This window comes from Paenibacillus sp. P13VS, from assembly GCF_015143645.1.
Classification (GTDB): Bacteria; Bacillota; Bacilli; order Paenibacillales; family Paenibacillaceae; genus Paenibacillus; species Paenibacillus xylanilyticus_A.
Window position 1 is genome coordinate 569,572 of the sequence record NZ_WYEV01000003.1, and the last position, 26,705, is coordinate 596,276.

Annotated in this window: 19 protein-coding genes; 4 read left to right on the top strand and 15 right to left on the bottom strand. The window is 44.3% G+C overall.

Annotated elements, in window-relative coordinates:
* Positions 1 to 57: 57 nt before the first annotated feature.
* The 6 genes from GUA98_RS07560 to GUA98_RS07585 form a co-directional block, all read right to left on the bottom strand.
* Complete coding sequence (locus GUA98_RS07560; protein WP_153978722.1) at positions 58 to 930, bottom strand: Gfo/Idh/MocA family oxidoreductase; 873 nt, start codon at positions 928 to 930, stop codon at positions 58 to 60.
* Positions 927 to 2,024, bottom strand: coding sequence for a dihydrodipicolinate synthase family protein (locus GUA98_RS07565; RefSeq protein ID WP_193722602.1), 1,098 nt, complete (start codon positions 2,022 to 2,024; stop codon positions 927 to 929). Before GUA98_RS07565 ends, GUA98_RS07560 begins: the two co-directional genes overlap by 4 nt.
* Positions 2,025 to 3,041 carry an NAD-dependent epimerase/dehydratase family protein gene (locus GUA98_RS07570; RefSeq protein WP_193722603.1) on the bottom strand — a complete coding sequence of 339 codons (1,017 nt, stop codon included), beginning with the start codon at positions 3,039 to 3,041 and terminating at the stop codon, positions 2,025 to 2,027.
* 174 nt (positions 3,042 to 3,215) lie between these two features.
* Positions 3,216 to 4,589, bottom strand: coding sequence for an extracellular solute-binding protein (locus GUA98_RS07575; RefSeq protein ID WP_193722604.1), 1,374 nt, complete (start codon positions 4,587 to 4,589; stop codon positions 3,216 to 3,218).
* Between the two features lie 233 nt (positions 4,590 to 4,822).
* Complete coding sequence (locus tag GUA98_RS07580) at positions 4,823 to 8,173, bottom strand: DUF5107 domain-containing protein (RefSeq protein ID WP_193722605.1); 3,351 nt, start codon at positions 8,171 to 8,173, stop codon at positions 4,823 to 4,825.
* 182 nt (positions 8,174 to 8,355) lie between these two features.
* Positions 8,356 to 8,910 (bottom strand): cupin domain-containing protein, encoded by a 555-nt coding sequence (locus GUA98_RS07585; RefSeq protein ID WP_227779477.1) that lies wholly within the window; start codon positions 8,908 to 8,910, stop codon positions 8,356 to 8,358.
* A gap of 262 nt (positions 8,911 to 9,172) precedes the next feature.
* On the opposite strand from GUA98_RS07585, the gene GUA98_RS07590 reads away from it, so the two are divergent.
* A complete protein-coding gene (locus GUA98_RS07590) occupies positions 9,173 to 10,015 on the top strand; it encodes a hypothetical protein (RefSeq protein ID WP_227779478.1) in 843 nt (280 codons plus the stop codon).
* 141 nt (positions 10,016 to 10,156) lie between these two features.
* On the opposite strand, the gene GUA98_RS07595 is transcribed toward GUA98_RS07590, so the two are convergent.
* The 4 genes from GUA98_RS07595 to GUA98_RS07610 form a co-directional block, all read right to left on the bottom strand.
* Entirely contained in the window at positions 10,157 to 10,777 is a 621-nt protein-coding gene (locus tag GUA98_RS07595) for an NAD(P)-dependent oxidoreductase (RefSeq protein ID WP_193722607.1), read from the bottom strand.
* 229 nt (positions 10,778 to 11,006) lie between these two features.
* Complete coding sequence (locus GUA98_RS07600) at positions 11,007 to 11,711, bottom strand: hypothetical protein (RefSeq protein ID WP_227779479.1); 705 nt, start codon at positions 11,709 to 11,711, stop codon at positions 11,007 to 11,009.
* 20 nt (positions 11,712 to 11,731) lie between these two features.
* Complete coding sequence (locus GUA98_RS07605) at positions 11,732 to 12,445, bottom strand: ABC transporter permease (protein WP_153978730.1); 714 nt, start codon at positions 12,443 to 12,445, stop codon at positions 11,732 to 11,734.
* The gene (locus GUA98_RS07610) at positions 12,442 to 13,296 is read right to left on the bottom strand and encodes an ABC transporter ATP-binding protein (RefSeq protein ID WP_153978731.1); all 855 of its coding nucleotides are present in this window, start codon (positions 13,294 to 13,296) and stop codon (positions 12,442 to 12,444) included. Before GUA98_RS07610 ends, GUA98_RS07605 begins: the two co-directional genes overlap by 4 nt.
* A gap of 618 nt (positions 13,297 to 13,914) precedes the next feature.
* On the opposite strand from GUA98_RS07610, the gene GUA98_RS07615 reads away from it, so the two are divergent.
* Both GUA98_RS07615 and GUA98_RS07620 read left to right on the top strand, forming a co-directional pair.
* Entirely contained in the window at positions 13,915 to 15,057 is a 1,143-nt protein-coding gene (locus tag GUA98_RS07615; RefSeq protein WP_193722608.1) for a response regulator, read from the top strand.
* Between the two features lie 233 nt (positions 15,058 to 15,290).
* Positions 15,291 to 18,236 carry an ATP-binding protein gene (locus GUA98_RS07620; RefSeq protein ID WP_227779480.1) on the top strand — a complete coding sequence of 982 codons (2,946 nt, stop codon included), beginning with the start codon at positions 15,291 to 15,293 and terminating at the stop codon, positions 18,234 to 18,236.
* 144 nt (positions 18,237 to 18,380) lie between these two features.
* Here the strand turns inward: GUA98_RS07620 and GUA98_RS07625 are convergent, their stop codons facing one another.
* Positions 18,381 to 18,839: an NUDIX domain-containing protein gene (locus GUA98_RS07625; RefSeq protein WP_193722610.1), complete on the bottom strand. Its 459-nt coding sequence runs from the start codon at positions 18,837 to 18,839 to the stop codon at positions 18,381 to 18,383.
* Between the two features lie 245 nt (positions 18,840 to 19,084).
* Here GUA98_RS07625 and GUA98_RS07630 point away from each other — a divergent pair, with 245 nt between their 5' ends.
* The gene (locus GUA98_RS07630) at positions 19,085 to 20,410 is read left to right on the top strand and encodes a hypothetical protein (RefSeq protein ID WP_193722611.1); all 1,326 of its coding nucleotides are present in this window, start codon (positions 19,085 to 19,087) and stop codon (positions 20,408 to 20,410) included.
* Between the two features lie 188 nt (positions 20,411 to 20,598).
* On the opposite strand, the gene GUA98_RS07635 is transcribed toward GUA98_RS07630, so the two are convergent.
* The 4 genes from GUA98_RS07635 to GUA98_RS07650 form a co-directional block, all read right to left on the bottom strand.
* Positions 20,599 to 22,878, bottom strand: coding sequence for a glycosyl hydrolase family 95 catalytic domain-containing protein (locus GUA98_RS07635; RefSeq protein WP_193722612.1), 2,280 nt, complete (start codon positions 22,876 to 22,878; stop codon positions 20,599 to 20,601).
* Positions 22,879 to 23,159: 281 nt separating this feature from the next.
* Positions 23,160 to 24,809: an ABC transporter substrate-binding protein gene (locus tag GUA98_RS07640; protein ID WP_193722613.1), complete on the bottom strand. Its 1,650-nt coding sequence runs from the start codon at positions 24,807 to 24,809 to the stop codon at positions 23,160 to 23,162.
* 34 nt (positions 24,810 to 24,843) lie between these two features.
* Positions 24,844 to 25,770, bottom strand: a complete 927-nt coding sequence (locus tag GUA98_RS07645; protein ID WP_193722614.1) for a carbohydrate ABC transporter permease — start codon at positions 25,768 to 25,770, stop codon at positions 24,844 to 24,846.
* A 27-nt stretch (positions 25,771 to 25,797) separates the two neighbouring features.
* Positions 25,798 to 26,652 (bottom strand): ABC transporter permease, encoded by an 855-nt coding sequence (locus tag GUA98_RS07650; protein ID WP_095357726.1) that lies wholly within the window; start codon positions 26,650 to 26,652, stop codon positions 25,798 to 25,800.
* Positions 26,653 to 26,705 lie beyond the last annotated feature (53 nt).

The following is a 26,705-nucleotide window of genomic DNA, read 5'->3' on the forward strand; positions in this document are numbered from 1 at the left end:
CTTCAGATAGGTGGATCTGATTCACTAGAGCAAGGAGTCAAGACGTATAAGGTTTGATCACATTTCCATGAGGATGGTGCATTTTTGTAGACGACTTTGCTCTGCGCACTCCAAAAACCGGATAACTTCCAGCGTTTCGGAAGGATGCACGGTGCACACGCCGTTTTTAAGCCAATTCATGACCGACTTCAGGAGCTCTTTGTAGCTCGGTTCAAGCGAGATATGCTGGTTAGCGTTTCTGTTATGCAGCGTTATTCCAAAGTTCTCTGGACCATTTCGGATTCCCCGGATCATCCCCATCCTCCCCTCCTTCCAGGTTCCAGTAATGAGCTCGCCATGATCGGTAGAGAATGCGGTCACTTCCCTGCATCCAGGGCCCATGACTTGAAAGAGTAGTTCTGCCGAATGGATGCCGTACCAAAAATAATGTCTCTGCGTAAATTCGATGTGCATTGGGCCGTATACGTCCGCCCCCAAGATGTCTCCTCTTGTGCATTCAGGCAGGGCTTCGGCATAACGCAAGCTTGAAGCACTCATTAAAGGGATTTGAAACTCTTCTGCGAGTCTGATGATTTCACCTGCGTCTGCTGAAGACAAAGCAAAAGGTTTATCGATAAATACGGGTTTCCGGTAAGAACAGATCGCCGTGAACTGATTCAGATGTATCCTTCCGTCGGCACTCAAGATAAGGATGGCATCGGTGTTTTCTGCTACTTGCTGCATCGTGGGCATCAGTCTCACTCCGTATTCTTCCGTCATCCGGCCGGCAAAAGTGTTAACACGGGTGAAGCTGAGTGGAAAATCCGGAGATCCGCCCGCATATGCAGCCGTCACAGTCACATCTGCAAAAAGAGTCTCCTGACTTTCGTGAAGAATACGGGTGAAAGCCAGGGCATGAGAACTGTCAAGGCCGATGATTCCGATATTCATGACTGGGAAAGCGCAGCAACCCTAAGCCACTCATCCAGATGCTGCTTCACAAAATCATCATCATTCAGGTGAGGATACTGGCGGTATACCCGATTGATTTCCTCTTTTTGCCCGTCAGATAAGGTCTCCTGCGGATTCAAGCACCAAATTCCTCTCATGAGACCCTGCCTTCGAAGAACTTCGTGTATCCCCGGTATACAGCCAGCAAACTGATGGGCAGGATCAAAAAAAGCGGCATTGGCATCTGTAATCTCCACGTTTCGCGTGAGCAAGTCCCGTGACAACGGTGATCCCTTGGGCTTGCGGAGACGCTTCACTTCTTCCAGCAGCTGGACCGCTTGATGTGTCCAGACAGCGAAGTGACCCAGCAGCCCGCCAACGATTTCTTTTTCCATGGTGCCTTCTTCCGTTTCGAACCGAAAAGTTGTAAGTAGATCCATCAGAATGTTGTCATCGTTCCCTGTGTACAGTGCAATTTCATTGCGGCGGCTTGAGCAGCAAACCGCTCGGACAACATCAATCGTTTGATATCGGTTAAAAGGAGCTATTTTGATGGCGATGACATTATCAATTTCAGCAAAGGCCTGCCAAAAATCGAAGCTCAGCCAGCGGCCACCAACAGAAGGCTGAAGATAAAATCCGATGACCGGCATCATTTCGGCTATCTTTTCCGTATGCCGAAGTAGGTCTTGCTCACTCCAATCATGAAGTCCACCCATACTGAGCAGCACCGCATCATATCCAAGAGCTTTACCAATCCGGGCTTCTTGCGTCGCCTGTTCACTATCCCCGCAAACCCCCGCCACTTTGATGAAGGGCCGCTGCAGGCGAGCTTGCTCCGTTTCCTCTGCGGCCAAGCGGAGCACCCGTTCATAGAGGTTAACCTTGGGATCCCGAATCTCAAATTGGGTGGAATGCACACCAACTGCAATTCCGCCAGCTCCTGATGCGATGTAGTACTTGGTCAGCACCCGCTGATAGACTTCATCCAGCTCTCTGCGTTCATTCAAAGCAAGCGGATGAGCGGGGATGACCAACCCTTCATGGAATGCAGCTGCCAGTTCCGGTGTAAGTGAAGCTTGTTTTTTTTCCATTCAGAACCTCCCCTTCCTCTCCGAAAAGTGGGTTGGTTTGTTCCACGTAGGTCCTCTGGATTCAACCCATTCGGCAATGAAATCAATCATTTCCAGCAAGCCTACTCTCGGATAACCGAATTCGCGAAACGCCTTAGCTGCATTGCTGAGTAGAGCCGTTTCGGATTCACTTCCCTCAAACGATGCAGTAATACCAAATCTTTTGGCAAACTGCTGCGCTGCCCAGCGTACGGACATGGTTTCAGGTCCGGTCACATTCAAAATTTCGGGAGGACTTTGGCACTTAAGCAGGCTCCTTAAGGCAATCTCATTGGCATCTCCCTGCCATATCACATTGGCATGCCCCATCGTAAGTGATACTGACTTGCCTTCATGGACCTTTTGGGCAATTTCGAGCAGCACCCCATAACGTAAATCAATGGCATAGTTCAAGCGGTACAGCAGCATCGGCGTGCCATACGTATGAGAGAAGTATTCAAACATTCGCTCTCTCCCCAGAGTAGATTGTGCATATTCACCGAGAGGTTCTGGAGATACCGATTCATCTACTCCGCCGAGAGCCACCGGGGAAAAGGGATACACGTTCCCGGAAGAAAAAACGACGATACGCGAATCTTTATACTTTTCTGCCACTCTTCCCGGCAAATACGTATTCATTGCCCACGTATAATACTCTCTGCCCGTTGTACCAAACTTGTTGCCAGCCATATATATGATGTTGTCCGCTGCAGGCAGCTGCATGAACTCGTGATCGTCCAAAAGATTACAGGAAATCGTCTCCACTCCAGCGCTTTCAAGATCGTTCTTCACCTCCTGATCCTGAAACCGGGATACAGCAGTCACCTTCTTGTTCATTCCTCCCGCTCTGATGGCTTGTGCGGCCAATCTCGCAAGACTTGGGCCCATCTTCCCGCCTGCGCCCAAGATAAGAAGATCCCCGTCCACTTTATGTAAGTCATTGATTAGCCGATCTGATGCCTCCGAAAGCTTTGCTTCCAATTCAGCCACGGTCTTCATCCGAATACGTTCACCTCTCCCTGTTAACTTTCATAGTTGGATCTTATGTGGTTCATATTTTCAATAAGAAATTAGCATACGGTACGTTTTCTGTCAACTGGTTCTTTTGTAGTTCATATAAAATAAAAAAAGCACTACCTGATGGCAGTGCCTTTTTAAGCTTCTATTCGTTTTTTATAACTTGAGACTTTTAGACGGAAGCAGCACTTCAGCGAGTCCCTCTTCATCCATTAGATAAGACATGTACTGCTTCAGGCTTTCGCCGAAACGAATCTGAGTTTTCATGGAAATCGACAGATCCCGATACGTCATGTATTTCGAACTATAATCACGGTGAAGCTCCAGCCTGGACGGTTTGTTTTTAAGCTCAACTGAATAGGTTTCCGTTATATATCTGCTTGCAGGTAGACTGTAGGTCTGCTGCCTAATATAGGTCTGTGCCTCATCTGAATGGAGATAATTCACAAAGCAGGCTGCCGTGTCCTTTTGGCACGATTCTGCACTGAGAGCAATGGCCGTTGACAGAAGAAGTGTCCGATCATTCTTAAAATGTGGTAGCTGTGCAATATCAAAGGAAAAGTCCGCATTTTTAAGCTCATTCAGCATGTAATATGTGGTTAGCATGACGGATACCTTCTGCTCCTTAAACAGCTTCTCGGCTTCAAATTCACCTTGTGCCAAGGCAAGCGGAAATATGCCTTCCTCTGTCACAAGATCCCTCAGCCATCTCAATCCTTCTGTTGGAAAGCTAGTTCCGTTCTGAGCTGGACTGGAATCCGCCGAAGATAGATCGTCCTCATTTTGCATCCAAAAAATCGGCCACCGATTCATGGAAAATAACTGAAAAGCGATACTGTAGCGATGTGGTGCCTTAAGTTCTCTGAGCAGCGCCGCCAGTTCATCCCAGCTCCAGCTGCTATTCGGTTCACCCAGTCTCTTCTCTCTCAGATGCTCCTTGTTGTAACACAAAATAACAGGTGAATAGATGAAAGGCTGTGCTGCCAAAACACCCGATTCCTTCTCAAAATATGTTGTAAGAAAAGGGTAAATTGTCTCGTCTCGATCCTGGTCGACCAACAAATCAAGGTACTTTTTTTCTTGGAATTGGTACATATCCTGCAAGTTGATGGTTAACGCATCGACAATCCCTAATTTGACAAGATTAGCGATACTGTCTGAATTCATATAAGGAAGCTCAATGGTCTCCACATGAATATGTGGGTGTTTCTCGTGGAACCGCTTAATAAGCTCCTCCATCCCTGCTTCTTTATAAAGTGAGGGATATACACCAAAACGAATGGTTTCCCTTGAAGCAGGCTTTGCCACCTGCGTGCCCACCCTGGGGATTTTAACGATCAATCCCTCCTGTACAAGCTCATCCAGTACGTATCTTACGGAGTTTTTACTTAAATTGTACTGTTCTGTTAGTGCCAACTCAGAAGGCAGAAATTCTCCCGGGCTGTAAGAGCCGGAGTTAATTTTTTGCTTCAGGTCGGCAGACATATGTCTGGTTCTGGTCTGAAAAGTATGACGATCAATTTTCGCCATGGGCCGTTCCACCTATCCTCTTCATCTTTTTTTATATTTTACCTATATTTTCATTGTATTTCCTGATTATTGTTTTTATTATACCAGATATGAACCAGATTTACACACAGTAAGTAAATGAATTCACAACCCAATCACTCCAAGTTTCTTGGAAACAAGTAAAATCCGGAACGGATTGTCCCGGATTTCATTAAGGTTAACTCTACTGCCCATGAGATTTATCCCTATAATGCTTAACATAATTCCAAGTGAATTCGCGCTCCCTGGTGGTTAGGCTCCAGCTGTAACGCTTCATTAAATCGTTTTTGGGCCTCTTCTTTGTTCCCAAGACCCAGTAATCCAAGGCCAAGCATAAACAAGCAGTGGGTTTGATTCCGCTTATTCAAATCATCCTCAAATACCAGAAAATCAGGTAAGGAGACAGCAAAGTAGTCGATTTTCACATCATCAAACAGATGTCGTTCTGCGTAGTCAATCAGCTTGTTAAATCGGCGCTTTGCTTCTTTCGAATTGTTCAATTGATCCCACGCTAGGCCTTGATAGAATATCATCTCTGGTGGCTGATCATTGTAATACATCGCACTCGCTGGTTCCTCCAACCCTTCTGATGCGAGTTTCCAATGATACACAGCCTCTTCTAGCTGTCCGAGTCCCTGATAAGCCATGCCCAGCTCATAGTGAATACTGTTCTCTTGCGCGCCTTCAAGTTTGCCCTCACCCAGATTCTCCGGATATTGAAGCGCCCGTTGAAGCAGGTAAATGGCTTCTTGATAGGATTGACCTGCATTCTCCTGCTTGGCAAGCTCAACGAGAGCTAGTGTATATTGTCCTGTTGCTTTTCCCTCCCCGCCTTCCCAAGGATGAAAGCGGCGACTTAATAATAAAGACAGTGCTTCATGATGTTTGCCTAGCGTGTTCAGCAGTGTAATATGTTCGAGATAAAGATCGTCGCGTTGTTCGACCAAGTGAATGTGTTCCTGAAGCTTCGTTAATCGTTCTTGTGCTGAAACGCCCATTTTCTTAAGCAGCTGATCGAGCTCGTAGAAAACTCGGGCATCATCCTTGTCACATGCAAATGCCTGATGAAGCGATTGCAATGAAGCTTCTGCGTCATGACGTTTGTTATAATAGGCCAGCGCAAGATTGCGGTGAGCCGTGGCGAATTGGTGTTCAAGGCCCGTGGAAATCTCCCAGTGCTGTATGGCCTCTTCCGCTCGTTTTTTATCATAATACAGGTTACCTAAATAATAATGGGCCTTACTATCCGATGGATTTTTATGGACTGTATGAAGCAATACACTTAGATCAAACAGGCTGTTCGGGAAACAGTAATCCGGGGCAGCCGCCCCTCCAAGGTGACGTTCATGTTCTGCTTTATCCGTGAGTCCCATCTTGTCGTAGACATAAGCAAGTGTATAATGAGCCATTGGATACGTCATTCCGCTCTGTTTGGAGCATATTTCTTCTAATAAACCTGATGCTTCCTCATAGAAACCACTTCCTGCATAATCCCAAGCCAGGTTCAAGTAATTATGCGCGTCATCTCTCAACAACCGGCGTAGTTCCGATTTCACCAGATGAGCCTCTTCGGTTTTCCCGATGGCTTCAAGATTCATGAATTTCTCATATCGTGCACCAAAATCCGCAATGTCCATCGTCAGCGTTTCGTCTGCAAACACAATAGCTTCCTCATAACGACCCAACCTGCGAAAGAGCGCCGTTTTTACGAGCCTTGATTTGTAGTTTCTTGTATTGCGAATCAATGCACGTTCTACCAGATCCAGTGCTTCGATAAACGCACCCCGCAGGGAAGCAATCTGGCTTAATGCGTAATAACCGCTATCCTGATATGCTGCAGACCACACTGCTTTATAAAAGGCTTGGAAAGCCTCTTCATTTCGTTCCTGGAGCTGGAGCGTCAAGCCAAGTTGATAATAAGCTTCACTGTCGTACGGATTGGGATTTCGCCAGGTCAATGACTCAATGGCCTTTCGGAAATGCGACTCCGCTTTCTCCAAATAACCTCTTCGAAGCAGAAGTGTTCCATAAGCAATGTTGAGACGAATATCAGAACCATCTCTTCTTAATCCTTCTTCGTAATAGCTTTCCGGTTCAAACGTAGCGTGCCTGTACTGCTCCAAATGAAGTCCGGCAAGATACAACTGTTCTGTACTCTTGAGTTCTTCTGGACGAGGAAGCGGTTTGGCGGCATCCGGAATCTGTTCGATGGATGGTTTCGCCGGCTTATAGCTGATGAGCTGCTTTTGCTTGGCATCTCGCACTTTGACAATAAGGTCATGCTGCTGATCTTCATCGTCCAACGTAATGATCGTTTTGTAAGTCGACTCGGGCGAAAGTGTAACCGTATCATTGACATACGTACGCTTACGTCCCTTCAGTTCAATTGTCGCACCTTCAAATATAGATGTCGCATAGGCCATTACTGTCGCAACGCGGAGTTTTTCATCTACCTCTAAATTCACCGCTGCATCGATAGAAGCGTTTTTGACAACGCCAATGTTTTTGTACGGCATGAAATATTGGGTAAACGACTTTTCTTCATACGGCTGAAGCCAGGTAAAATCGGGTTGGTTATCAGTGAATACGCCTGTCATTAATTCGATGTAAGGTCCGTCTTCATCCGTCAGACTTCGGTCCCAGGCTTGGCCGAACTCCCCGTTGCCCCACGTCCACTGCTTCTTGCCTGGGGAGATATGGTGGTTGGCTACATGCAGCAATCCTGCTTGTACGCCATGGTCGTAACCGCCTACAAAGTCGTAGTCGGATTTATATGCCATATAAGAAGTCGGGACCGGGATATTTTTATACCTGGAGATATCGACGCCTTCGGAATAATCCATTTTGTAATAAGTCCCTGTAGCAATCGGGAATTTGGATACATCCCTTTTTCCGTGATCAAAGACTGCTGTAACATCAGGTGGAAATACGGTCTGTGTATGATCATTAACAGCTACGGCCGGGTTGGCCCACCACAAAAAGGTTTGCGGCTCGGAGGTCCGGTTATACATTTGCGCCTTAATTTCGATATAGGCCTTACCTGGATGCAATGTGAAACCCGTCGTTACTTTTGTGCCGTACATGCGATCAATCTCACTAACCCATACGGTTGCGCTGCCGTCTTCATTCTCCGTTGCCGTGTGCTGTACAGGTCCAAACGTATTCGGTCGATGATGCTGCGGCCAGTTAAATTCGATACCTCCTGAAATCCATGGACCAGCAAGCCCAACGAGAGCCGGTTTGATAACACGATTGTAATACACGAAATCATAATTGTTTGTTTTATCTAATGCGCGGTAGATCCGCCCACCAATTTCAGGCATAATTTCGACGCGGACGTATTCGTTTTCAAGAATGGCCATGCAATAGGATTTGGATTTTTTCTCATCCAGGATTTTATCGATGACTGGATGCGGGTAGACTCGTCCGGAACTCCCCTGGTACACGCGTTTCTCCAGAAACATGGGGTTTTTGTCAGGTTTTCCTGTTTCGTAAGTGGGAATTTCAACCTGTACCTCCCATACCCGCACCTGATTAGAAACGGCTGATGAATCTGTTGTACTCATATCGAGATCCTCCTTTGTGTTATACGTTCAATGTAATGCCGCACCCCCTTTCATACAATTAACGAAAGTCGGTAGTTGATGGATTATCTTCTTAAACTTGATTGCACAAATGTGGGTAATGAAATAACCGCTCTATTCAATAGAGCGGTCTCTAATAAGTTAAATAACGATTAAATAGTGTGTTATTCTGAAGCCATGGCATCAGCTTTTGTTGGATGGACGGTGCCAAATGGATGTTGCGGTGGAGCGTAAATCACATAGACTTTAAGTGATTTGTTTCCTGTGTTCGTTATGTTATGCCACTTGCCAGCAGGTATCATGATTGCATAGTCTTCGAAGGCATTCACGACAAAATCGAGATTCTCTCTACGATCCCCCATCTGAACCAGTCCTTGACCTTCTTCAATCCGAATAAACTGATCTGTATTCGGATGAACTTCTAATCCGATATCTTCACCTACATTTATGTTCATAAGAGTTACTTGGAAGTGTTCCCCCGTCCATAAAGCTGTACGAAAATTATTATTAAGCTTAGTTACTTTTTCGATATCTACCACCAGAGGTCTCTTTCCGTAATCCTTTAGAAGCATCACTTGCTGGCCTGTATTTACCATACCCATATGAGATCCTTGGTCTAGTGAATGATTGTTTCTTTCTGTATAATTTGGATAATAATACGGATTATGTCCATTCGTGTATCCACCATATTGATGTGCTGGTGTGTGGTAGTAATACAATTTGCACCATCCCTTTACAAATATTATGCAGTCAGTATATGACTACATACGGGGAATGTGCCTAGCGAAACAAAGGGCTGAACTGGTTCCTCCGTTTTCATGGATACTTTTTTCGGCTGAAAATAGATTATCTGTATGATTCTCTAAATCTTAGAGAACCAGATTTCTCTCACACTGATTAATCAACGGAATCTTTGGGTCATCATTTCTTAAGTGGAGTAAAAGTTAAACACTCTAACCTCCATAGTTGCGCTGAAAAGGAGTGAGATTAATCGTATACAAAGCTTCTCCGTATGTACTTATGGTTGGTATTTTCATCATTATTTTGGACGGAATTTGGGTTGTGAAAACATATGATTCATATGATGTTTACCCGAAGGAGACATTTCTTCTTTTGCTTCTTGGCGCTTGTTTAATGATCCTTGCATATGGGACCTTATATATAAGGAGAAAGCATCTTACTCCAGACCTAAACAAGATAAAAGATACAGAAAGCGAAGAAGAGACCAATAGTCAGTTGTTTGTTAACCGGATGTGGGAGCAACGAGAGACAGTTGGAGGCAAATTACTTCTATTTGTTCTTACCTTCCTTGCCCTTTTGGCTATTTTTGATTGGGGTTTGGCTCTTAATATGCTGCAACCCATCCTATTTGTCGGAATGATTATATATTCATTTTTTTATATCATGCATGATGATACCGAGGATGCGAGTGAGGACGAGTTTCGACCTAAAAGTAATATTATGCTAATATTTTTGCGTCTAATAGATTACAGAACACATCCGTTTAGTATAGGACTTTTCTTGTTTACTGGTATAGTTCTGACACTTTTGCTTGCTAAACATTTTGATTTCAACCTAAGCCTTGAGACAGGTGGTAATCCCAGATATGTCATGAGTTTACCTACATCTGCTTTTATTTTGTCTGGTTTAACCGTAGCTTGTGGTTTGTTCTATATTAGTCAACAATGTCACTTTTTGGGACTGTCTCAGAAAAATAGGGGCACATACAAACTATTTCAGATTCATTTTTATGAAATCATTATTTGCGGAGCAACTTTTTTTATCTGGTTAACGGTAGTGGTTCTTACATGGGTTATCGGTTAAATAATCTTGAAATTACTAATGACAAAACCAAATGAGTTTCAATACAATTTTTAACTTATCATTCGTAACAAAAGCAGCCGATCATATGTGATTAGCTGCTTTCATTTTTATATCGCACTATTTTTTGTCTCTCAACAGTACCTAATATGAAATACCTACCCGTGTCTTGATATAAGAGTCATCTTTAATTTGCTTGTAGGTAAATTCAGCTGTATCACTCACGGATATCTCAGTCCCGCCTTCAGGCAAAACGTCACGCTCTACTCGGTATACGCCTAAATGTTCTCCGTCCGGTAAATACGTAGGACACACGATCGTCCAATCCAATGTTGATTCTTGAAGCAGAGAGTACACACGGTGATGCTCCTCGGCAGCGCGGGTGGATTTACGCCTCGATTCACTGGATTGATATCGTAGAATACTCGGAAAAAGCCTGCTTTGCAGAATACCCGCTGTCCCTACAGTAATAATTCGCTTTATCCCTTCTTCATACATTGCTTCAATGATTAATGGCATACTTTTGGATAGTGTATTGGTCCCGTCTGTGTTCAGTGCACTGAACACAACATCAGCTACATAGATAGCACGCTTAATATCTTCCTGATTCAAGACATTACCTTGAATGATTGTTAAATTTTCATCATTTACCTGACACTTTTCGGGTTGACGAACCAATACAGTTACATGATGCTTTTCCTTAAGTGCCCTGGCAACGATCTGAGTGCCTACTCGTCCAGTTGCACCCAATACTAGAATTTGCATAAAAGATTCACCCGCCCCTTTTTCTGAAAAATATGATGTTTCTCTTATGGCTCATTATTCTTCTTTCATTCGTTATGAAAGAAGAATAATGAGCCGCTTTTAAACGCTCTTATATAATTCCGAATAAATGTATATTATCATCAGCAGCCTTAATTTTGTAATTCGTCCAATGTTCCCGGCCGTCATCATGGCAAACTATATAGATGATACCACGTCTCTTAGAGAATTCTTAATCCATTCTTTTAATAAACAAACGAATCACGATGATTAGCATGGCAACATGATATAAGAATCCAATGCTAAAATAAATATACGAAGCGAAAAAATGACCCGATGTCCCTGTTAAAAAAACCAATGCTGGCCAATAGGTTGGAATCCACACCCCTACCCACAACCACGCATCTGGTACGAAAAAAACGATAATGGGGCCAACAATGAACAATAGCGAACCAATCTTATATAACGCTAACCCCTCTACTTTATTGGCTGAAAAAGCTGCAACCAAAAGTGCAAACCATGGTGCTTCCAAAGCCAACAACACTAACACAAACCCGATCTCCCAATAAAACCCCGTTAATCCTACAGATAAGATAAACATCGTTGTTAGTAGAGTACTTAAGATTGTAGGTAAAGTTAACCTGTAGGAAATATAGCCTCTTTTCATGAGTGGAGTTACAGCATAATAGGAGATGACATTCTCATCTCGTTCGTCCAGCATTAATAAACCTGTCATCATACCTAACAGCATGGGGATCGTTACCATAAGAAGAATTGCAGCAAAGTGTCTGTATACGGTCAGGTCGAAAGAGTAACTTGCCTCCAGCCACTGAGCTGTCATTGGAAATCCATATCGAGTAAGCAAGATCAACAGTATCGGTCCCAAAAAGCCAGCCATCAAGACCGGATCATGGCCTGCATGACGAATATCATTCAATAAAAGGACTCGGAATCGATTCAATTTCCAGTCCTCCCCTCTCCTATTCTTCCAAGAACATATTTCTTGAAAGAATGATCGGCCCAATTATACATTACGTAGTTCCAGATGAGCAGAATAAACAGAGCGTATATAGCCTCTCTCGCCGATAAGACAGAGAAAGCGGAACCTAAAAGAACTAATGTGCCTTCTGTTGGAAGAAGATACAACAGTCTAGAATTCCATAGCTCAAAAAAACCAAGCAAGGGAAGTAGTAAAGGAAGCGCAAAAACCTGAGACATCAGGATAAACCCGTTAATCGTCTGGTAACGAACGACTACCCCGATGGATAATAGTGTCATAAGACTCGAAGTTAACAGTACTCCAACTGAGAATAAAAGAGGAGATTGTGGAATTCCACTGGATGTTATATGAATTACCCAAGCAGCAGTTAGAGACAGAACCGATAATGAAGCCACTTTTGCTAACAGATAATCACGAGTACGGAGCGGCGTAACAAAAAGAGGATGATGAACTCCCTGGTCTCGCTCCAGAAGCAATATACCTCCAGCCAAGATCAACCCGAGTGCACTAGGATCACTAAACGTTAACAGAATGATGGCCTTTTCTAAATAATCGTTCGAAATAAAGTTCAGCAATATCCAATAACATGCACAAACCAGGGCATATACGATATAAAACCCATGACGCCACTGAAATTTGATGTCAAAGGCAAAAGCGGATAGGAATTTCATGTAAGCTCTCTCCCTGTAACTTCGATAAATATCTGCTCCAACGAAGCCTCCTGAGAATGGATGGTTTCAATCGTATGGGTTTTCAAAAGACTTAAAAATGAATCATTTTCGCCAAGTCCATGTTGGGGAAAAACGGCATGAACCAATTGCCCATCTTTACGGTACTCAATTTTAATTCGCTGTTGTCCCTTACGAAGCTTTAGCTCCCGCGGGGAATCGATCAGCTTGATTTGTCCATCGACGATAAAAGCTACCCGGTCACAAATATCCTCTGCGGCTTGCATGTTATGTGTTGTAATAAGAACCGTTTTGCCTTCATTCTTTTTTTCCAGGATCAGATCTTTCATCAGTTTGGCATTTACCGGGTCCAAACCTGAGGTTGGTTCGTCCAGAAAAAGAATATCCGGGTCATTCAGCAGGGCCCGACAAAAATTCAAACGCATCCTCATGCCTTTGGATAACTGGGATACCCTCAGATTTGCCGCTTTCTCCAAACCGACTTGTTCCAGCAACCTTTTTTGATCTACCGTTTTCCCTGTATACAGCGATCGAAAGAGATTTAAATTTTCCAAAACGGTAAACTTCGAGTAGAAGTTCGGAAATTCAAATGCCACTCCAATCCGCTCATAATAGTCAGGCCCGGTATCCTTGAGTTCTACGTGCGCCACTTGTACAGTGCCTTGATATCCCTTAAGTACACCAATCAATATTTTTTGCGTTGTACTTTTGCCAGCTCCTGAAGGACCCAGAAAGCCAAAAATTTCACCTTTTGGAATATAGAAATCCATGCTTCGAATCGTAGGCTCCCTTAGCCCCGGATAAGTAAAAGTAAGATTGCGCACATCGATCATAAAAAGTCCTCCCGTTTCGATTCCTATAATAAACGTATAATCTTGCGAAACACTGTTCCATCAGGCCACTCTCCAGACAGAAGATGTTCTTCTGTCCGACCTTCAAATACAAACCTCCTCTATAATGAGTGTTAACATCGCTGATAAGGGAAAAAAGACAAAAAGAGCCCGCAGTGTGCAGGCTCCTCCATGTAAACCATTTTTAATTTTCCATTTAATTACTGCTCTTAAGTTACCACGACCCAGATCATTTTGACAACATAAAATATAATTTACTTTGTTCATTATTTTCTATGAATTCACACTTCAGAAAATTCCAAGTTTTCACTTAATCACTGGATACGCCAAGCGCTTTGTTCCGTTCCTTAAGTCTCTCGTATAGAGGATGCAGCTCCGCAATATCAGGTCTTCTCTGAGCGAGCCATCCTGATGGAAAGGATCTATAACAATTAATTGGTGTTCTACTAAAAAGGACCAACATTTCAATCAGCCCCACCGTTCCTAAACTCAAGATATACGACTAACTTTGCTACATCATTCGAGTTTTTATTCCATTTTTCAACATCCATGTTAAAATCGATATAACTAAATAAACGCTAATAAGGAGTATATTTTTACATGAAAGCTATTCTTATTGACGATGAAGTTTTAGCGTTGTCTTATTTGGAGCTTCAACTACTTAAGATGGAAAACTTCAGCCTTGATATTATCGGTAAATTCACAAACCCTTACGATGCCTTGGATATCGTTGAACATGCCAAAGTGGATATAGCCTTTATTGATATAGAGTTACCTGAGATCAATGGTATTGAACTGGCGGAACGCTTGTTGGAGTATAACCCTGACCTGATGGTGGTATTTGTTACGGCCTATCAGGAATACGCTGTGGACGCTTTCGAATTAAACGCCATAGATTACATTGTGAAGCCGGTTCGCTTCGATCGGTTGTCCAAAACAATGAATCGCATATTGGGCAAGAGTACCGCCAGATTGGAGAACCCTGATCCCCATCAACCCCTCAGGATGACCATGTTCAAACAAGTCATGATTGAGGAGCCACAATCGCCTGGACAATTTACGTTGATGCAATGGAGAACCTTCAGAGCACAGGAGCTTTTCCTGTATCTGCTTCAGCATAGGGGACAGCTTGTTCGTAAATCGTTTATCGTTGACTTATTGTGGAGCAATACAGATGTGAACAAGGCCTACTCACAGTTATATACAACCATTTATCATATTCGCAAAACGCTTACTGCATATGGCAAGAGATTTCAGATTAAGAGTGCAAATGAAGGATATTTGTTGGAGCTGGACGATATCATTTTGGACGTATCACTATGGGAAGATTCGATGCAAACCATCGATATTTCAGAGGAGAACCTGGAGCTTCATCTGGAGAAGATAAACAGCTATACGGGTGAGTATTTGCAGGAATACGATTATTGGTGGGCAGAGGCAGAAAGACATAGACTTAAACAATTATGGCTAAACACAGCTCTAAGTGTCGGCAGTTGGTATGAGGATCAGCAGAGATTTGGCGATGCGTTGACTACATACTTGCAAATTCACCGCCTCTATTCATTAGAGGAAAAGTCTTCGTTTGCCTTAATGAAGCTGTATGACAAATTGAACGAGCCACAGAAAACGATAGAGTGTTATCAAGAACTCACGACACGACTAAAAGAAGAATACGATATTCTCCCAGGAAACGATATTCAACTATGGTTTAAGGAATGGCAAGAGAAACAACTGCCCTCTTAATCCGCATTTAAAATGTATAGCAAAAAGAGAGGCCTATTTACTAGCCCACTATAACGTATGACAAAGGATTGTTCATGTTGCCAACTTTCGCACCTATTAAGAAATTCATATCCAGACACAGGATGGCTTGGCTCATCCTCATATACTTAACAGCTTTAATTGGAGTAAGATTTTTCTGGTACACGGAGTTCTCCCCTCCGAATCAGCCACATGCAGCCCAGGGAGAACTTGATTTGTCCAACTTGAAATTTACGGATCAACAGACGATCACACTGAACGGGGAATGGAACTTTACTCCGGGTACCTTCATTCAGCCAAGCACATCCTTTCGTGATACATCACATTCTGCTCATTTGACAGAGGTTCCCGGTACTTTTAATGATACGAGTCCTGAATCCAATTTCGGAACGTATCGACTTCGTGTACTTTTGCCTACATCTAATGCGTCTTATGGCATTCATATTCCTGAAATTAAGACTGCGTATCGCTTATATGTTAATGGAAGCCTTCTATACGAATCAGGCCATCCTGATGACAACCCGGTTGGAACGATCTCTAAGGTTGTACCCTATACAGGTAACTTTACCGTGGAGCAGTCCACCATGGATATCGTCATTCATGTCAGTAATTTTCACTACCATAATAAAGGTGGCATTATTCAATCCATTAAATTTGGTACTCCATCTGCTATCTTGAATGAAATACATTTTAGCGAAGATATGCAGCTGCTCGTCGGAATTATTTTGCTGCTTCATATGTTATATATCGTTATTCTTCTTTTCGTAGGGCACCGACAGAAAGAGCTTCTTTATTTTGCCGGAATTATTTTGTTTGCCTTGCTGGTTACATTAATAGACGATGATAAAATGCTGCTTCAATGGTTACCAATCAACTTCGAATGGACAGTACGTATGAGGATTATTGGATACTCCGCCCTTTGTTACTGTCTAGTGTTATGTACAAAGCACCTGCTTGGCGTACATCGTTTTAAGAAACTGATTTTTATTTTCTCTATTTTCTTTTACACCTATGTATCCATTACACTTTTCTTTCCGATCAGTTGGCTGGATTATACCTCTAAGATTCTAGGAATTTTCATGGTTATAGCCATCTTACTCGTACCGATTATTTCAAGGCAGGCTGTGAGGAGTGGTCAAGAAGCTGCCACTTCAATATTACTTGCGGGCATTGCTGTATCATTTAATATAGCATTCAGTGGATTGTTCAAATCATGGTTTAATAAAGACCTGCCGTATTACCCAATTGACCTGATTGTAGCCTTTGTTGTGTTTGCATCCTTTTGGTTTGTACGCTTCACCAAAACAGCAATACGTGCCGAGAAACAAGCCGAAGCGCTCAAGAAAGTGGACAAACAAAAAGATGAGTTTCTCGCGAATACGTCACACGAGCTTCGTAATCCGCTCCATGCAATCATTAATATGGCCCAATCCATCATCATTCGGAAGAGCAGTAAGCTAGATACACCTGATCAAGAAGATTTGATGCTAATTACCAAAGTTGGACAACGCATGTCACATCTGCTCGATGACTTGATAGATATTACCCTACTGAAGGATAGCCGGATTACGCTAGAACCAACAAGTGTTTCTTTACCAGCAGTGGCCAAGGGAGTTGTCCATATGCTGAACTATATGACGGTAGATAAGAACGTGCAGCTGCAAAACGAGATTCCAGATACATTACCTAACGTAGCAGCTGACGAAAACCGACTTACCCAAATAATGTTCAACTTAGTGCACAATGCATTAAAATATACCAAGGAAGGCTGTGTTTCTCTTCGTGCGGAGATCCTGAATGAAGCTGTTTATGTTCATATAATAGATACGGGTATTGGAATTGACGAAGAACTGCAGCAGCGCATATTCTCCCCGTATGAACAAGCGGATTCCAGCATAACTTCTCCAGGCAGCGGCTTGGGTCTGGGACTCAGCATAAGCAAAAATTTAGTAGAACTTCATGGCGGAACACTGGAGCTGACGTCTAAAATTGGACAAGGATCCGTCTTCACATTTTCCTTACCTCTGGCAGAAGCCATACCGGCTGTTAAAGGTGTACAGAACCGTGAAGAAATGGAGTCTCATCTCAATCATATGGTATCCGATGTGATGGATGCAGCGATGGAAGCAGCTGTTTCTTCAGAGAATGGATACAAGGTGGATCATATCAAGGGGTCTATTCTTGTAGTGGATGACGATGCCGTCAATCTGAAGGTTATAAAATCATTGCTGGAGCTGGACAACTATGAGGTTACCGCTGTAAATAGTGCTGAAGAGGCCCTTAGACAAATTAACCATAAACAACAGTGGGATCTGGTCGTAACCGATGTGATGATGCCGGAAATGTCGGGATATACCCTGACTGAAATGATACGAAAGAAGTTTACCATTTTCGAGCTGCCTATACTGCTATTGACGGCTAGAATCAGACCAGAAGATATTCATACCGGGTTTCTTGCGGGTGCTAATGATTATTTAACAAAACCGGTTGATATGTTAGAGCTTCAATCCAGAATTCGCGCTTTAATCCATTTTAAACAGTCTGTAGACGAGCAATTACGTATGGAAGCTGCGTGGCTCCAAGCTCAGATTCAGCCTCACTTTTTGTTTAATACAATCAATTCCATTGCTTCGCTTAGTCTATTAGATCCAGATCGCATGATTACGCTGCTCGAAGCCTTCGGTGATTACTTAAAGGGAAGCTTTAATTCAAGGAACTTAGAGCGCCAGGTGCCTCTGTCCCATGAGCTTGATTTACTGCGAGCTTACTTATACATCGAAAAGGAGCGATTTGGAGAGCGATTGGAAATAGAGTGGAATCTGCCTGATCCGTTGGAGGCTAAACTTCCTCCACTTACGATCCAACCTATCGTAGAAAATGCCATCCGGCACGGAATATTGAACCGTACCAGTGGAGGAAAGCTTACTCTATCTGCTACAAAAGAAGCGGATTACATCCAATTCATCGTACATGATAACGGAGTGGGTATGGATGAGACCAAGCTGTCTTCCCTATTAGATCGTAACAAAAAAGCGGGGACCTCTGGTGTGGGATTAACGAATACCGATCGACGACTCAAAAAAATGTATGGACAAGGCTTAACGATTCAAAGTAAACCTGGTGAAGGAACGACGGTTTCCTTCATCGTACCGAACCCATAGCATAATAAAAGAAGGAGCGAGCATGATTTCATGCGGCTCCTTCTTTTATTATGCCAAAAGCTTGCCTTTTACGATATCGCTCGCCGAATGGCCCCATTGGATGCTTTCTTATAAGTGAACCATGTTAGATACGATAATCTCAGTTTACAACCTAGGATTACCTGGTTCCTCATTTCCTAAATACATCTCGGTTTTTTCTCCATTTAATAACTGCTGAATTTGCTTTCGCAATTTGGAAGGATACAATGGTTGTCTGATCAGGTTATCGATATCAAGCCATTCATAACGGACGTGATGTCCGTCACCTTGGATGAGTAAATGGTCCGTTGATCCTTTATATTTGCATAAAAACACAAAATCCACACGGTGAAACGCCTCGCCATATACGCCTTCAATGACAAATTCCAATGAATTAGGAATGATCTCTACTCCGATTTCTTCTGCGACTTCACGCTTTACGGCTTCAGTTAATGTCTCCCCCGCACTTTGGCTTCCACCAGGCAGTATATAAAAAGCATCGCCATCATCGTCTATTTTAATTGCTAACATTTTTCTGTCTTCAATAATTAAGGCCTTTACAGAATTTCTTATCCTTCTCTCCATCTTGTCTACTATCCCCTATATTCCTATTGATTTGATCCTCAGGTTCAGTTGCGTTTAAAACTAAGTTAGCATATCAGTCTCAACAAATTCTGAACACCTCTAATATATTTTTCGTCAGTATTAGCGTACAGATTTAGTCAACGGGCAAGAAAATAATACTGGTAATATTTACTCATTAAACAGTGTTCACATCTTTGTTACAGTGGATAAGCATTATGAAGACATAGACAGGAGTTTTAATAGACATGAACGTTCGTACCAAATCCATCATTGGTCTGCTTTGCGTGACAACATTAGCAGGCGCGTATTTCAGCTATACGGAACATCAGAATAATCGACAATGGGAGCGGCAGCAACAGAGCAGTACGCAATACTGGTCGAATATACAATCAATCTACCTGCGTGATTTTGACTATGCGCTTGCGGAATCCCTTGCGGCATCTACGATTGCAGATCGGCAAAAAGCACTTCAATCAGCGATTGAACATGCCAATATTATCTCGGAATATGTTAGGATCGGATCGATCACAATGAACTTTCAATTTTCGTCCTCGTATGAGTGGTTCATCACGGAAGGCCGCCACTACTTGGCCTATCCCGCTAGTGAGAAGGGAAGGTCGCTCACCCCGGACCAATTAGAACAAATTCAGCGCTTGAGAACGTTCGCGAGGACCGCTCTACCGTATCTTGAGCAGATGAGAAAGAAAGCCTTTGATTCCTCTTCTTCAGATATACAACAGATTTCTACCGAAATGGAAGTGGCCTTGTCTGAGCTCAACCCATTCTTCACGGCCGGCTATAAAGCCTATAATGAATTCCGGTACAACCAGAATCCTTACATACCTCTGAAGCCAGGGACCGTTTTCGCCGGTGAAACCACGTATACGGCTACGGAGCTTGCGGCCAAAGCAAAGATTTTCATGGGCGAGGCTTGGAATAAAGGGGCAGGTAAACAAATCGTCCACATGGCCTCTGGCGGGAGCAGTTCAGAGTTCGGAGAAGTCATGAATTTCAGTTTATCGGACACCGATGGAAAACCAACCAGCTCCTATACCGTAACACTAAGTAAAAGCGGACACGTGCTCCAAGTGAAACGCAAGGGCTCGATCTCCAAAGATGCAGCTGTAGAGCAAAATATGGACTTAAAGCAGTTTATCGAAGTTGCGGACGCCTGGATGACTCGCTGGTCTGACGAACATCTGACATTAACAGCGAAAGACATAAAAGAAACTTCCATTTATCTCGTCTATATTCCAGTCCGGGAGCAAATCTCCATTCCGCAGATGAAAGTCGTATGGCGATTTGATCGCCGTACCGGTGCGTTGATGAGCTTTGATGCGTCTAATTATTTTTCACATTATAACAAAAACTTCCCCCTTCACCCGAAGCTGACAGCGGAGCAAGCCTCTGCGAAGCTTGGCCCATACGTAAACGTTTCGGGTAAGCCAAAGCTGAAGCTCCACAACGACAAACTCGTTTATGCATTTCCCGTCACCGGGATTGAAGGCGTTAATCACGTATACATTAATGCTCGCACAGGCGCTGGCGAAGGCATTGACTACAAACTGTAAGCAAAAAGAGGCAGCCCCGCGAATACCATCGCTCTGGAATGCCTCTTTTTTTTGTGCTGCTGTCACATTAGATTACATCTCACGAAAACACATTCTGGCTCTTTCTAAAGATCACGCTTGCCGTTCATCCGTAGCACAATGAGCTGAATATTCTGCTTCTTCTGAAGCAGATCGATTTATTAATACGATCATTGGGTTTGTGACAATATTTCAGACGATGTCGGTGTAAATGTATACGTTCCGCCAGCTTCTGCGTCGAAAGAAATCGGCTTAAGGCCAGGACCTTCCAACTGACAACGTCCAGCAATTGTACTTTTTACGGTGACTTCAGTAATTTCCGCTTTCGCCCACGAAAATCCAATGGTATATCCGCCTCGGGCCCTGAGCCCCTCCACACTCCCTTCACACCAGTTGTCTGGTAAGGCAGGCAGAAGCCGGATCACATCGGTGTGGCTCTGCAATAACATCTCAGCAATTCCGGAGGATCCTCCGAAGTTGCCGTCAATCTGAAACGGAGGATGATTGTCAAAAAGATTGGGCAACGTGGAGTGCTCCAGGAGAGCTCTTACATTTTCATAAGCCTTCTCCCCATCCTGAAGTCTTGCCCAGAAGTGAATGATCCAGGCCCGGCTCCATCCGGTATGCCCCCCACCATTCTCCAATCTACGTTCGAGCGTTGTACGTGCGGCTTTTGCAAGTTCCGGCGTGTGTTCTGGAGTGAAGCTTTCTCCAGGGTACAAACCAAATAGATGTGAGATGTGCCGGTGCCCCGGTTCCACTTCTTCGTAATCCTCCATCCATTCCTGGATTTGTCCGTATTTGCCGATTTGAGTCTTGGGAATTCGCTTCAGAGCAGCAGCAAGTTCTTCCCTGAAGGTATGGTCCCTTCCGATCAACTCGGCACTTTGAATGCATGCAGTGAACAGAGCTTCAATAATCTGAAAATCCATTGAAGCGCCAGCGCATAGCACCCCAACCTCACCATTTGGTAGTCTGTAACTGTTCTCTGGAGAGACGGATGGACAGGTAATTAGACGCCCATCTGCATCCTCAATCAGATAATCAAGGAGAAATTGCGCCGATTCCTTCATCGTTTCGTATGCTTCTTCCAGAAAAATGAGATTCTGACTATAGCGATAATGCTCCCATAAATGCAGGCATAACCAGGCAGCACCCAGCGGCCAGAAGGAAGCAGGCAGGTAGGTATCCTGAGGGGCCGTGTCTGCCCAGATATCCGTATTATGATGCGCGGTAAACCCTCGGCAGTCATACATCTTTTGTGCGGTAATTCTGCCAGGCTCCCGCATTCGCTCAATCAGATCGAACAATGGCTCATGGCACTCGGCTAGATTGCAGTTTTCGGCGAGCCAGTAGTTCATTTGGGCGTTAATGTTGATCGTAAATTTGCTGTCCCATGGCGGAGTGAAACTGTCATTCCATATCCCTTGAAGATTAGCAGGCAGGGAGCCTGGCCGGCTTGAGGATATCAGCAAATAACGACCAAACTGAAAATAGGTTTCGATCAATTCGGGGTCTTCTTCTCCCCTTTGGAACTGTTGTAATCTCTCATCCGTCGGACCATCATGACGATCAGAACGTTTGGACAGGTTCAACGAAACCCGGCTGAACAGTTCATCATAATCCGATGTATGCCGTACAAGCAGTGTTTCATAAGGAATCCGGCTGAGCTCTTCCATACGAAGTGTAGTGTATAATTCCGGATCTTCCTGGCGGAAAGTCGTTTCCGCAGCAAGCAGCAGTGTGACCGAGCTCGCGTCCTTCACCAGCAAATACTCGCCAAGGAGCTGACAGGCACCTCCTTCTGGTATCGCATTCAACACAGCCGCGAAAGAGCTGCCGTCTGTACCACCGCATTCACCAAGCATAATGAGTCCGCTCTGCTCCCACTTCTTGGTTTTCTCCAGGTATCTCCAATTCTGTCGATTGAATCGGGCTTTCATGGACAAGGTATTCTTCTTGTCTGCTGTTATTCGGATGATGATGGCTTGATCCGGATGACTGGCAAACAGCTCACGAGTATAACGGGTACCATTAACGGTATAACTAACCGTGGAGATGCCCCGGTCCAGATCCAGCTCACGTACATAGTCTTCCACAGGACCATCATGATTGCTGAATGATAACTGCAGCTCGCCAAGTGGCACATAATGTCTTTGGGCTTCAGGAAGCCCGGCCATCGTCATGCTGGCCATCTCTTCAGCCTCTCGAAGTTTCCCTTCCATGATTAATTTGCGGATATGGGGCAGATGGGGCAGTGCATCTTCGTTATTCCGATCCCGGGGACCCCCATACCACATCGAGTCTTCGTTTAACTTCAATCGCTCCTCCGCCACGCCTCCAAATATCATTGCTCCAAGCCGACCGTTCCCGATTGGCAAGGCCTCGTTCCATATCTCTGCCGGTTTGCTGTACCACATGCGATGATTGTTCCGATTAGATTCTTTCATTCTGAACCTCCACTATGAATTTCAATGAATGATAAGAGATTAATCTCATAATAACATCGTAACAAAGAATAAAAATAACGTATTCATGCAGATCCATACTCTTTCATGATATGGGAATCGAAAAGATCATGTATTGGAGTGTTTCTTCGATAAAACTCAATGAAATTGGTGGCTGCCTGCCATAAAAGATTACGGACCTGATTCGCAAGAATGCGAACCGGCCCGTGTTTAATAGTTGGTTGATTTATCGCCCAGGATGGGTATAAACCTCCTCATTCTCCCTACTTGGAAATGGATGAAGAATCATACGCTGCCTGCATAATTTCCAGATAACGCTGGATGTTGAGACCTTCCAGTCCTTTCACATAATCGTCCCAATCCTTTTCCAGACTCTTTGCTCCAGTGATGAATTGCAGGGCATTCTGGTCAATATAATCCTTGAGGTTCGTCTGCATCATGCTTGTTTCGTCCGCATTGGCCGGGTCCACCCATAGTGCCCAATGCGGAAAAACTTCCTTGGGTTCTTTGCCTTCCATCAAGAGTGTTGCCTCATAAAGTCGGCGCTCATATCCGTCACCTGCATAGATGTCCTTGCCTTGTACTTCGGCATCACGGTATGCCCTGTGGTGATTATACTGACTCAGCGCCCCCCAGCTGTCATTACGAGGTTCCGCTCCTGTGGGGAGGGGGATGGCTTTGTAGAGCGGCTCTACCTGATCATTAAGGGCCACGTCGCCTTCCTCCGGCTTGCGCCAGCTGGTGCCCTCCTCACCCAGATATGCACTCATAGCTCCCTCTTGTGTATAGAGATAATCCAGCATTTTTATGGCTGCAATCTGTGTCTCTTCACTTGCCTTGTTTGTGAGGACAAACGATGCTCCAGGGTCAATTGGATAGTTATAGGTTGCATAATTGGCATGAGGCCCTTTCAAAGGAGCAATCGGATTATAATCCTTACCATACGGAGCACCTTCAGCTGTATTTACAAAAAGAGATGGGTGCATGGCTGCACCTGCGCCAAGAAGCTGCGCATCCGCATTATCTCCGATTTTTTTAAAGGCCCCCACATTTTGTGTGAACGCACCAGGGTCAATCAAACCTTCATCATACAGAGACTTGATATAGGCCAGTCCTTCCTTCCACTCCGGTTTGTTGGCAACCGTATCAACCCGGCTATCCTTAGCAATGAGATAGGTTCTGTCATCGTCGTAGATAAACCCGTTCATCAAATAGGGAATGATGTGCACGCCGAAGTTTTCAATGGAACCGCTCAGAGGCACTTCATCTGCTTTGCCATTGCCGTTCGGGTCCTTGGTTTTGAACGCCTTTAGCACTTCCTTAAATTCTTCCGTCGTTGTAGGCTCGGATAAACCAAGCTGCTCTAGCCATTTCGTATTCATCCACATTTTGTTCGGATAGGAGCAGTGGAAACATTCATTCAAGCCCGTCAGACCGTAAATATTGCCGTCGGGTGCAGTGTTCATTGCTTTATAATACTCACTGCTGTCCAGTACCTTTTTGATATTCGGTGCGTATTGCTCAATAAGATCATTGAGCGGCACAATGACACCTTGCTGACCAAATTTCAACAAGTCCGTTTGAGAAAAACGGTCCACCCATGGAATGAGCAAATACAGATCCGGGTAGTCCCCTGAAGCCAATGATATTTGTCTTTTTTCAGCAGCGCCGTCAAAAGGAACGGTCGTCCAGTTGATCTTCACATTAAACTTCTCTTCCATCTTTTTCGTAAACTTGTTCGTTTGAAGGTTGGTATCTGAACTTTGATGAGCAAACACATTCATGGTCACGTTGTCCCCCGATGAAGGGTCGCTCCCCTCTTCTCCGCTGCCACCATTAGAGGATGAACATCCCGCAAGTGCTATAGACAGGAGCAGTATACAAGCAAGTACGAATGACCCTGTTTTTCTCAAATAGACCCTCTCCCTTATGAATAATTGTAGTGAATTAGCCCTTGACGGAGCCAATCAACATGCCCTGAACGAAATATCGCTGCACAAACGGATAAATGACGAGTACCGGCAAGCTGGCCATTACAATGAGTGAGAACTTCATCAGCTCGGCCATTTGCTGCTGCTTCACCATCTCTCCCACATCCATATTTCCCGTGGTGTTACTCAGGATCAGAATGCTGCGGAGAATCAACTGAAGCGGATAGAGCGATTGCGTTTTTAAATAAATCAGGGCATCAAAATACGCATTCCACTGCCCCACGGCATACATCAATGACAAAACAGCGATGATGGGTTTGGCGAGCGGCAAAATGACGCTGAAAATGAAACGGATATCACTGCATCCGTCAATATCTGCTGCCTCGGACAGCTCTTCCGGGATGGAATTCTGAAAAAAAGTACGTGCGATAATCACCTGCCACACCCAGATGGCATTAGGAATCAACAGAGCCCAGCGTGTATCAATCAGACCCATGGATTTAACCACCAGGTAAGTTGGAATTAATCCGCCTGAGAATAGCATGGTGAATGTAATAAACATCATGAGAGGGCTGCGCCCAACAAAGGTTTTTTTGGAAAGCGGATAAGCAATCATAATGGTCAGCGCTACACTTATGATTGTTCCTAGTGTGGTGTAAAATAACGAATTGGCGTATCCCATGATAACCTGATCGTTACGCAATACAGACTTATAGCCGTCGAGTGTCATATCAACAGGCCACAGCCAGACTTTTCCGGATGTAACTGCTGCCGGGCTGCTCAGAGAAGAGCTTACGATATAGATCAGTGGATAGAGTACTGCAATCAAGACAACCGTCAGAATGAGGTAGATGATGGTTATAAACACCCGCTCCCCAAAAGATTCTCTGATGGTGCTCCTCTGACTAACCGCTGAGCCGGCTTGGGATTGCAACTTGCTCATCTGATTCCCCCCTTTCCTTTTGCCGCATTACCACAAGCTTGTATTGGACAGACGCTTGGCAGCAGCATTGACCGTTAACAACAGAATCAGGTTAATAAGCGAATTAAAGAGGCCAACTGCGGTAGCAAAGCTGTAATTGGCATTTAGCAAACCCATTTTGTACACATAGGTGGAGATAATCTCGGAAGCCGATAAGTTCAACGGATTTTGCAGCAAATAAATTTTTTCAAATCCGACGGCCATGATATTGCCAACGCTCAGAATCAGGATAATGACTGCCGCTGGCAGTAGGCCGGGCAGATCGATGTTCACCATTTTCTGAAACCGGTTAGCTCCATCAACCTTGGCCGCCTCGTACAATGAAGGATCAATACCTGCAAGTGCTGCCAAATAGATGACTGCGGAATATCCCATGCTCTGCCAGACATCTGAAAATACATAGATGGAACGAAACAGCCCAGGCTCTCCAAGGAAATTGACCGCTTCAAAACCAAGCGTCCCTGCAATTGTGTTCACAATGCCCAGGCGCGGCGATAGGAAAAGCATGATGATGGATACCATGACCACCGTTGAAATAAAGTAAGGTGCATAAGTAACCATCTGTACCGTTTTTTTGAATTTGGCATTCTTGACTTCGTTCAACGCCAGTGCTAGAAGGATGGGGACTGGAAAACCCACGACCAAACTGTAAAACGAAATATACAGTGTGTTTTTGATCAGGGTAGCGAACGCCGGGTTTTGGAAAAGCAGTTCAAAATATTTGGTGCCTACCCACGGACTTCCCCAGATCCCCTTGATCACGTTGTAATCCTTGAAAGCGAGCACTGCATTAACCATAGGCACATACTTGAAAATAATGAAGTACGCGACGGGAGGAATCATCAACAGATAGAGCTGCCAATGTCTCCTCCAGCTTCTGGACAAGGCCAGTTTCA

Bases quoted from the DNA above. Each gene is read 5' to 3' on its own strand.
- GUA98_RS07560 (WP_153978722.1), bottom strand. From the start codon at position 930: ATGAATATCGGAATCATCGGCCTTGACAGTTCTCATGCCCTGGCTTTC.
- GUA98_RS07565 (WP_193722602.1), bottom strand. From the start codon at position 2,024: ATGGAAAAAAAACAAGCTTCACTTACACCGGAACTGGCAGCTGCATTC.
- GUA98_RS07570 (WP_193722603.1), bottom strand. From the start codon at position 3,041: ATGAAGACCGTGGCTGAATTGGAAGCAAAGCTTTCGGAGGCATCAGAT.
- GUA98_RS07575 (WP_193722604.1), bottom strand. From the start codon at position 4,589: ATGGCGAAAATTGATCGTCATACTTTTCAGACCAGAACCAGACATATG.
- GUA98_RS07580 (WP_193722605.1), bottom strand. From the start codon at position 8,173: ATGAGTACAACAGATTCATCAGCCGTTTCTAATCAGGTGCGGGTATGG.
- GUA98_RS07595 (WP_193722607.1), bottom strand. From the start codon at position 10,777: ATGCAAATTCTAGTATTGGGTGCAACTGGACGAGTAGGCACTCAGATC.
- GUA98_RS07605 (WP_153978730.1), bottom strand. From the start codon at position 12,445: ATGAAATTCCTATCCGCTTTTGCCTTTGACATCAAATTTCAGTGGCGT.
- GUA98_RS07610 (WP_153978731.1), bottom strand. From the start codon at position 13,296: ATGATCGATGTGCGCAATCTTACTTTTACTTATCCGGGGCTAAGGGAG.
- GUA98_RS07615 (WP_193722608.1), top strand. From the start codon at position 13,915: ATGAAAGCTATTCTTATTGACGATGAAGTTTTAGCGTTGTCTTATTTG.
- GUA98_RS07625 (WP_193722610.1), bottom strand. From the start codon at position 18,839: ATGGAGAGAAGGATAAGAAATTCTGTAAAGGCCTTAATTATTGAAGAC.
- GUA98_RS07630 (WP_193722611.1), top strand. From the start codon at position 19,085: ATGAACGTTCGTACCAAATCCATCATTGGTCTGCTTTGCGTGACAACA.
- GUA98_RS07635 (WP_193722612.1), bottom strand. From the start codon at position 22,878: ATGAAAGAATCTAATCGGAACAATCATCGCATGTGGTACAGCAAACCG.
- GUA98_RS07645 (WP_193722614.1), bottom strand. From the start codon at position 25,770: ATGAGCAAGTTGCAATCCCAAGCCGGCTCAGCGGTTAGTCAGAGGAGC.
- GUA98_RS07650 (WP_095357726.1), bottom strand. From the start codon at position 26,652: ATGATTCCTCCCGTCGCGTACTTCATTATTTTCAAGTATGTGCCTATG.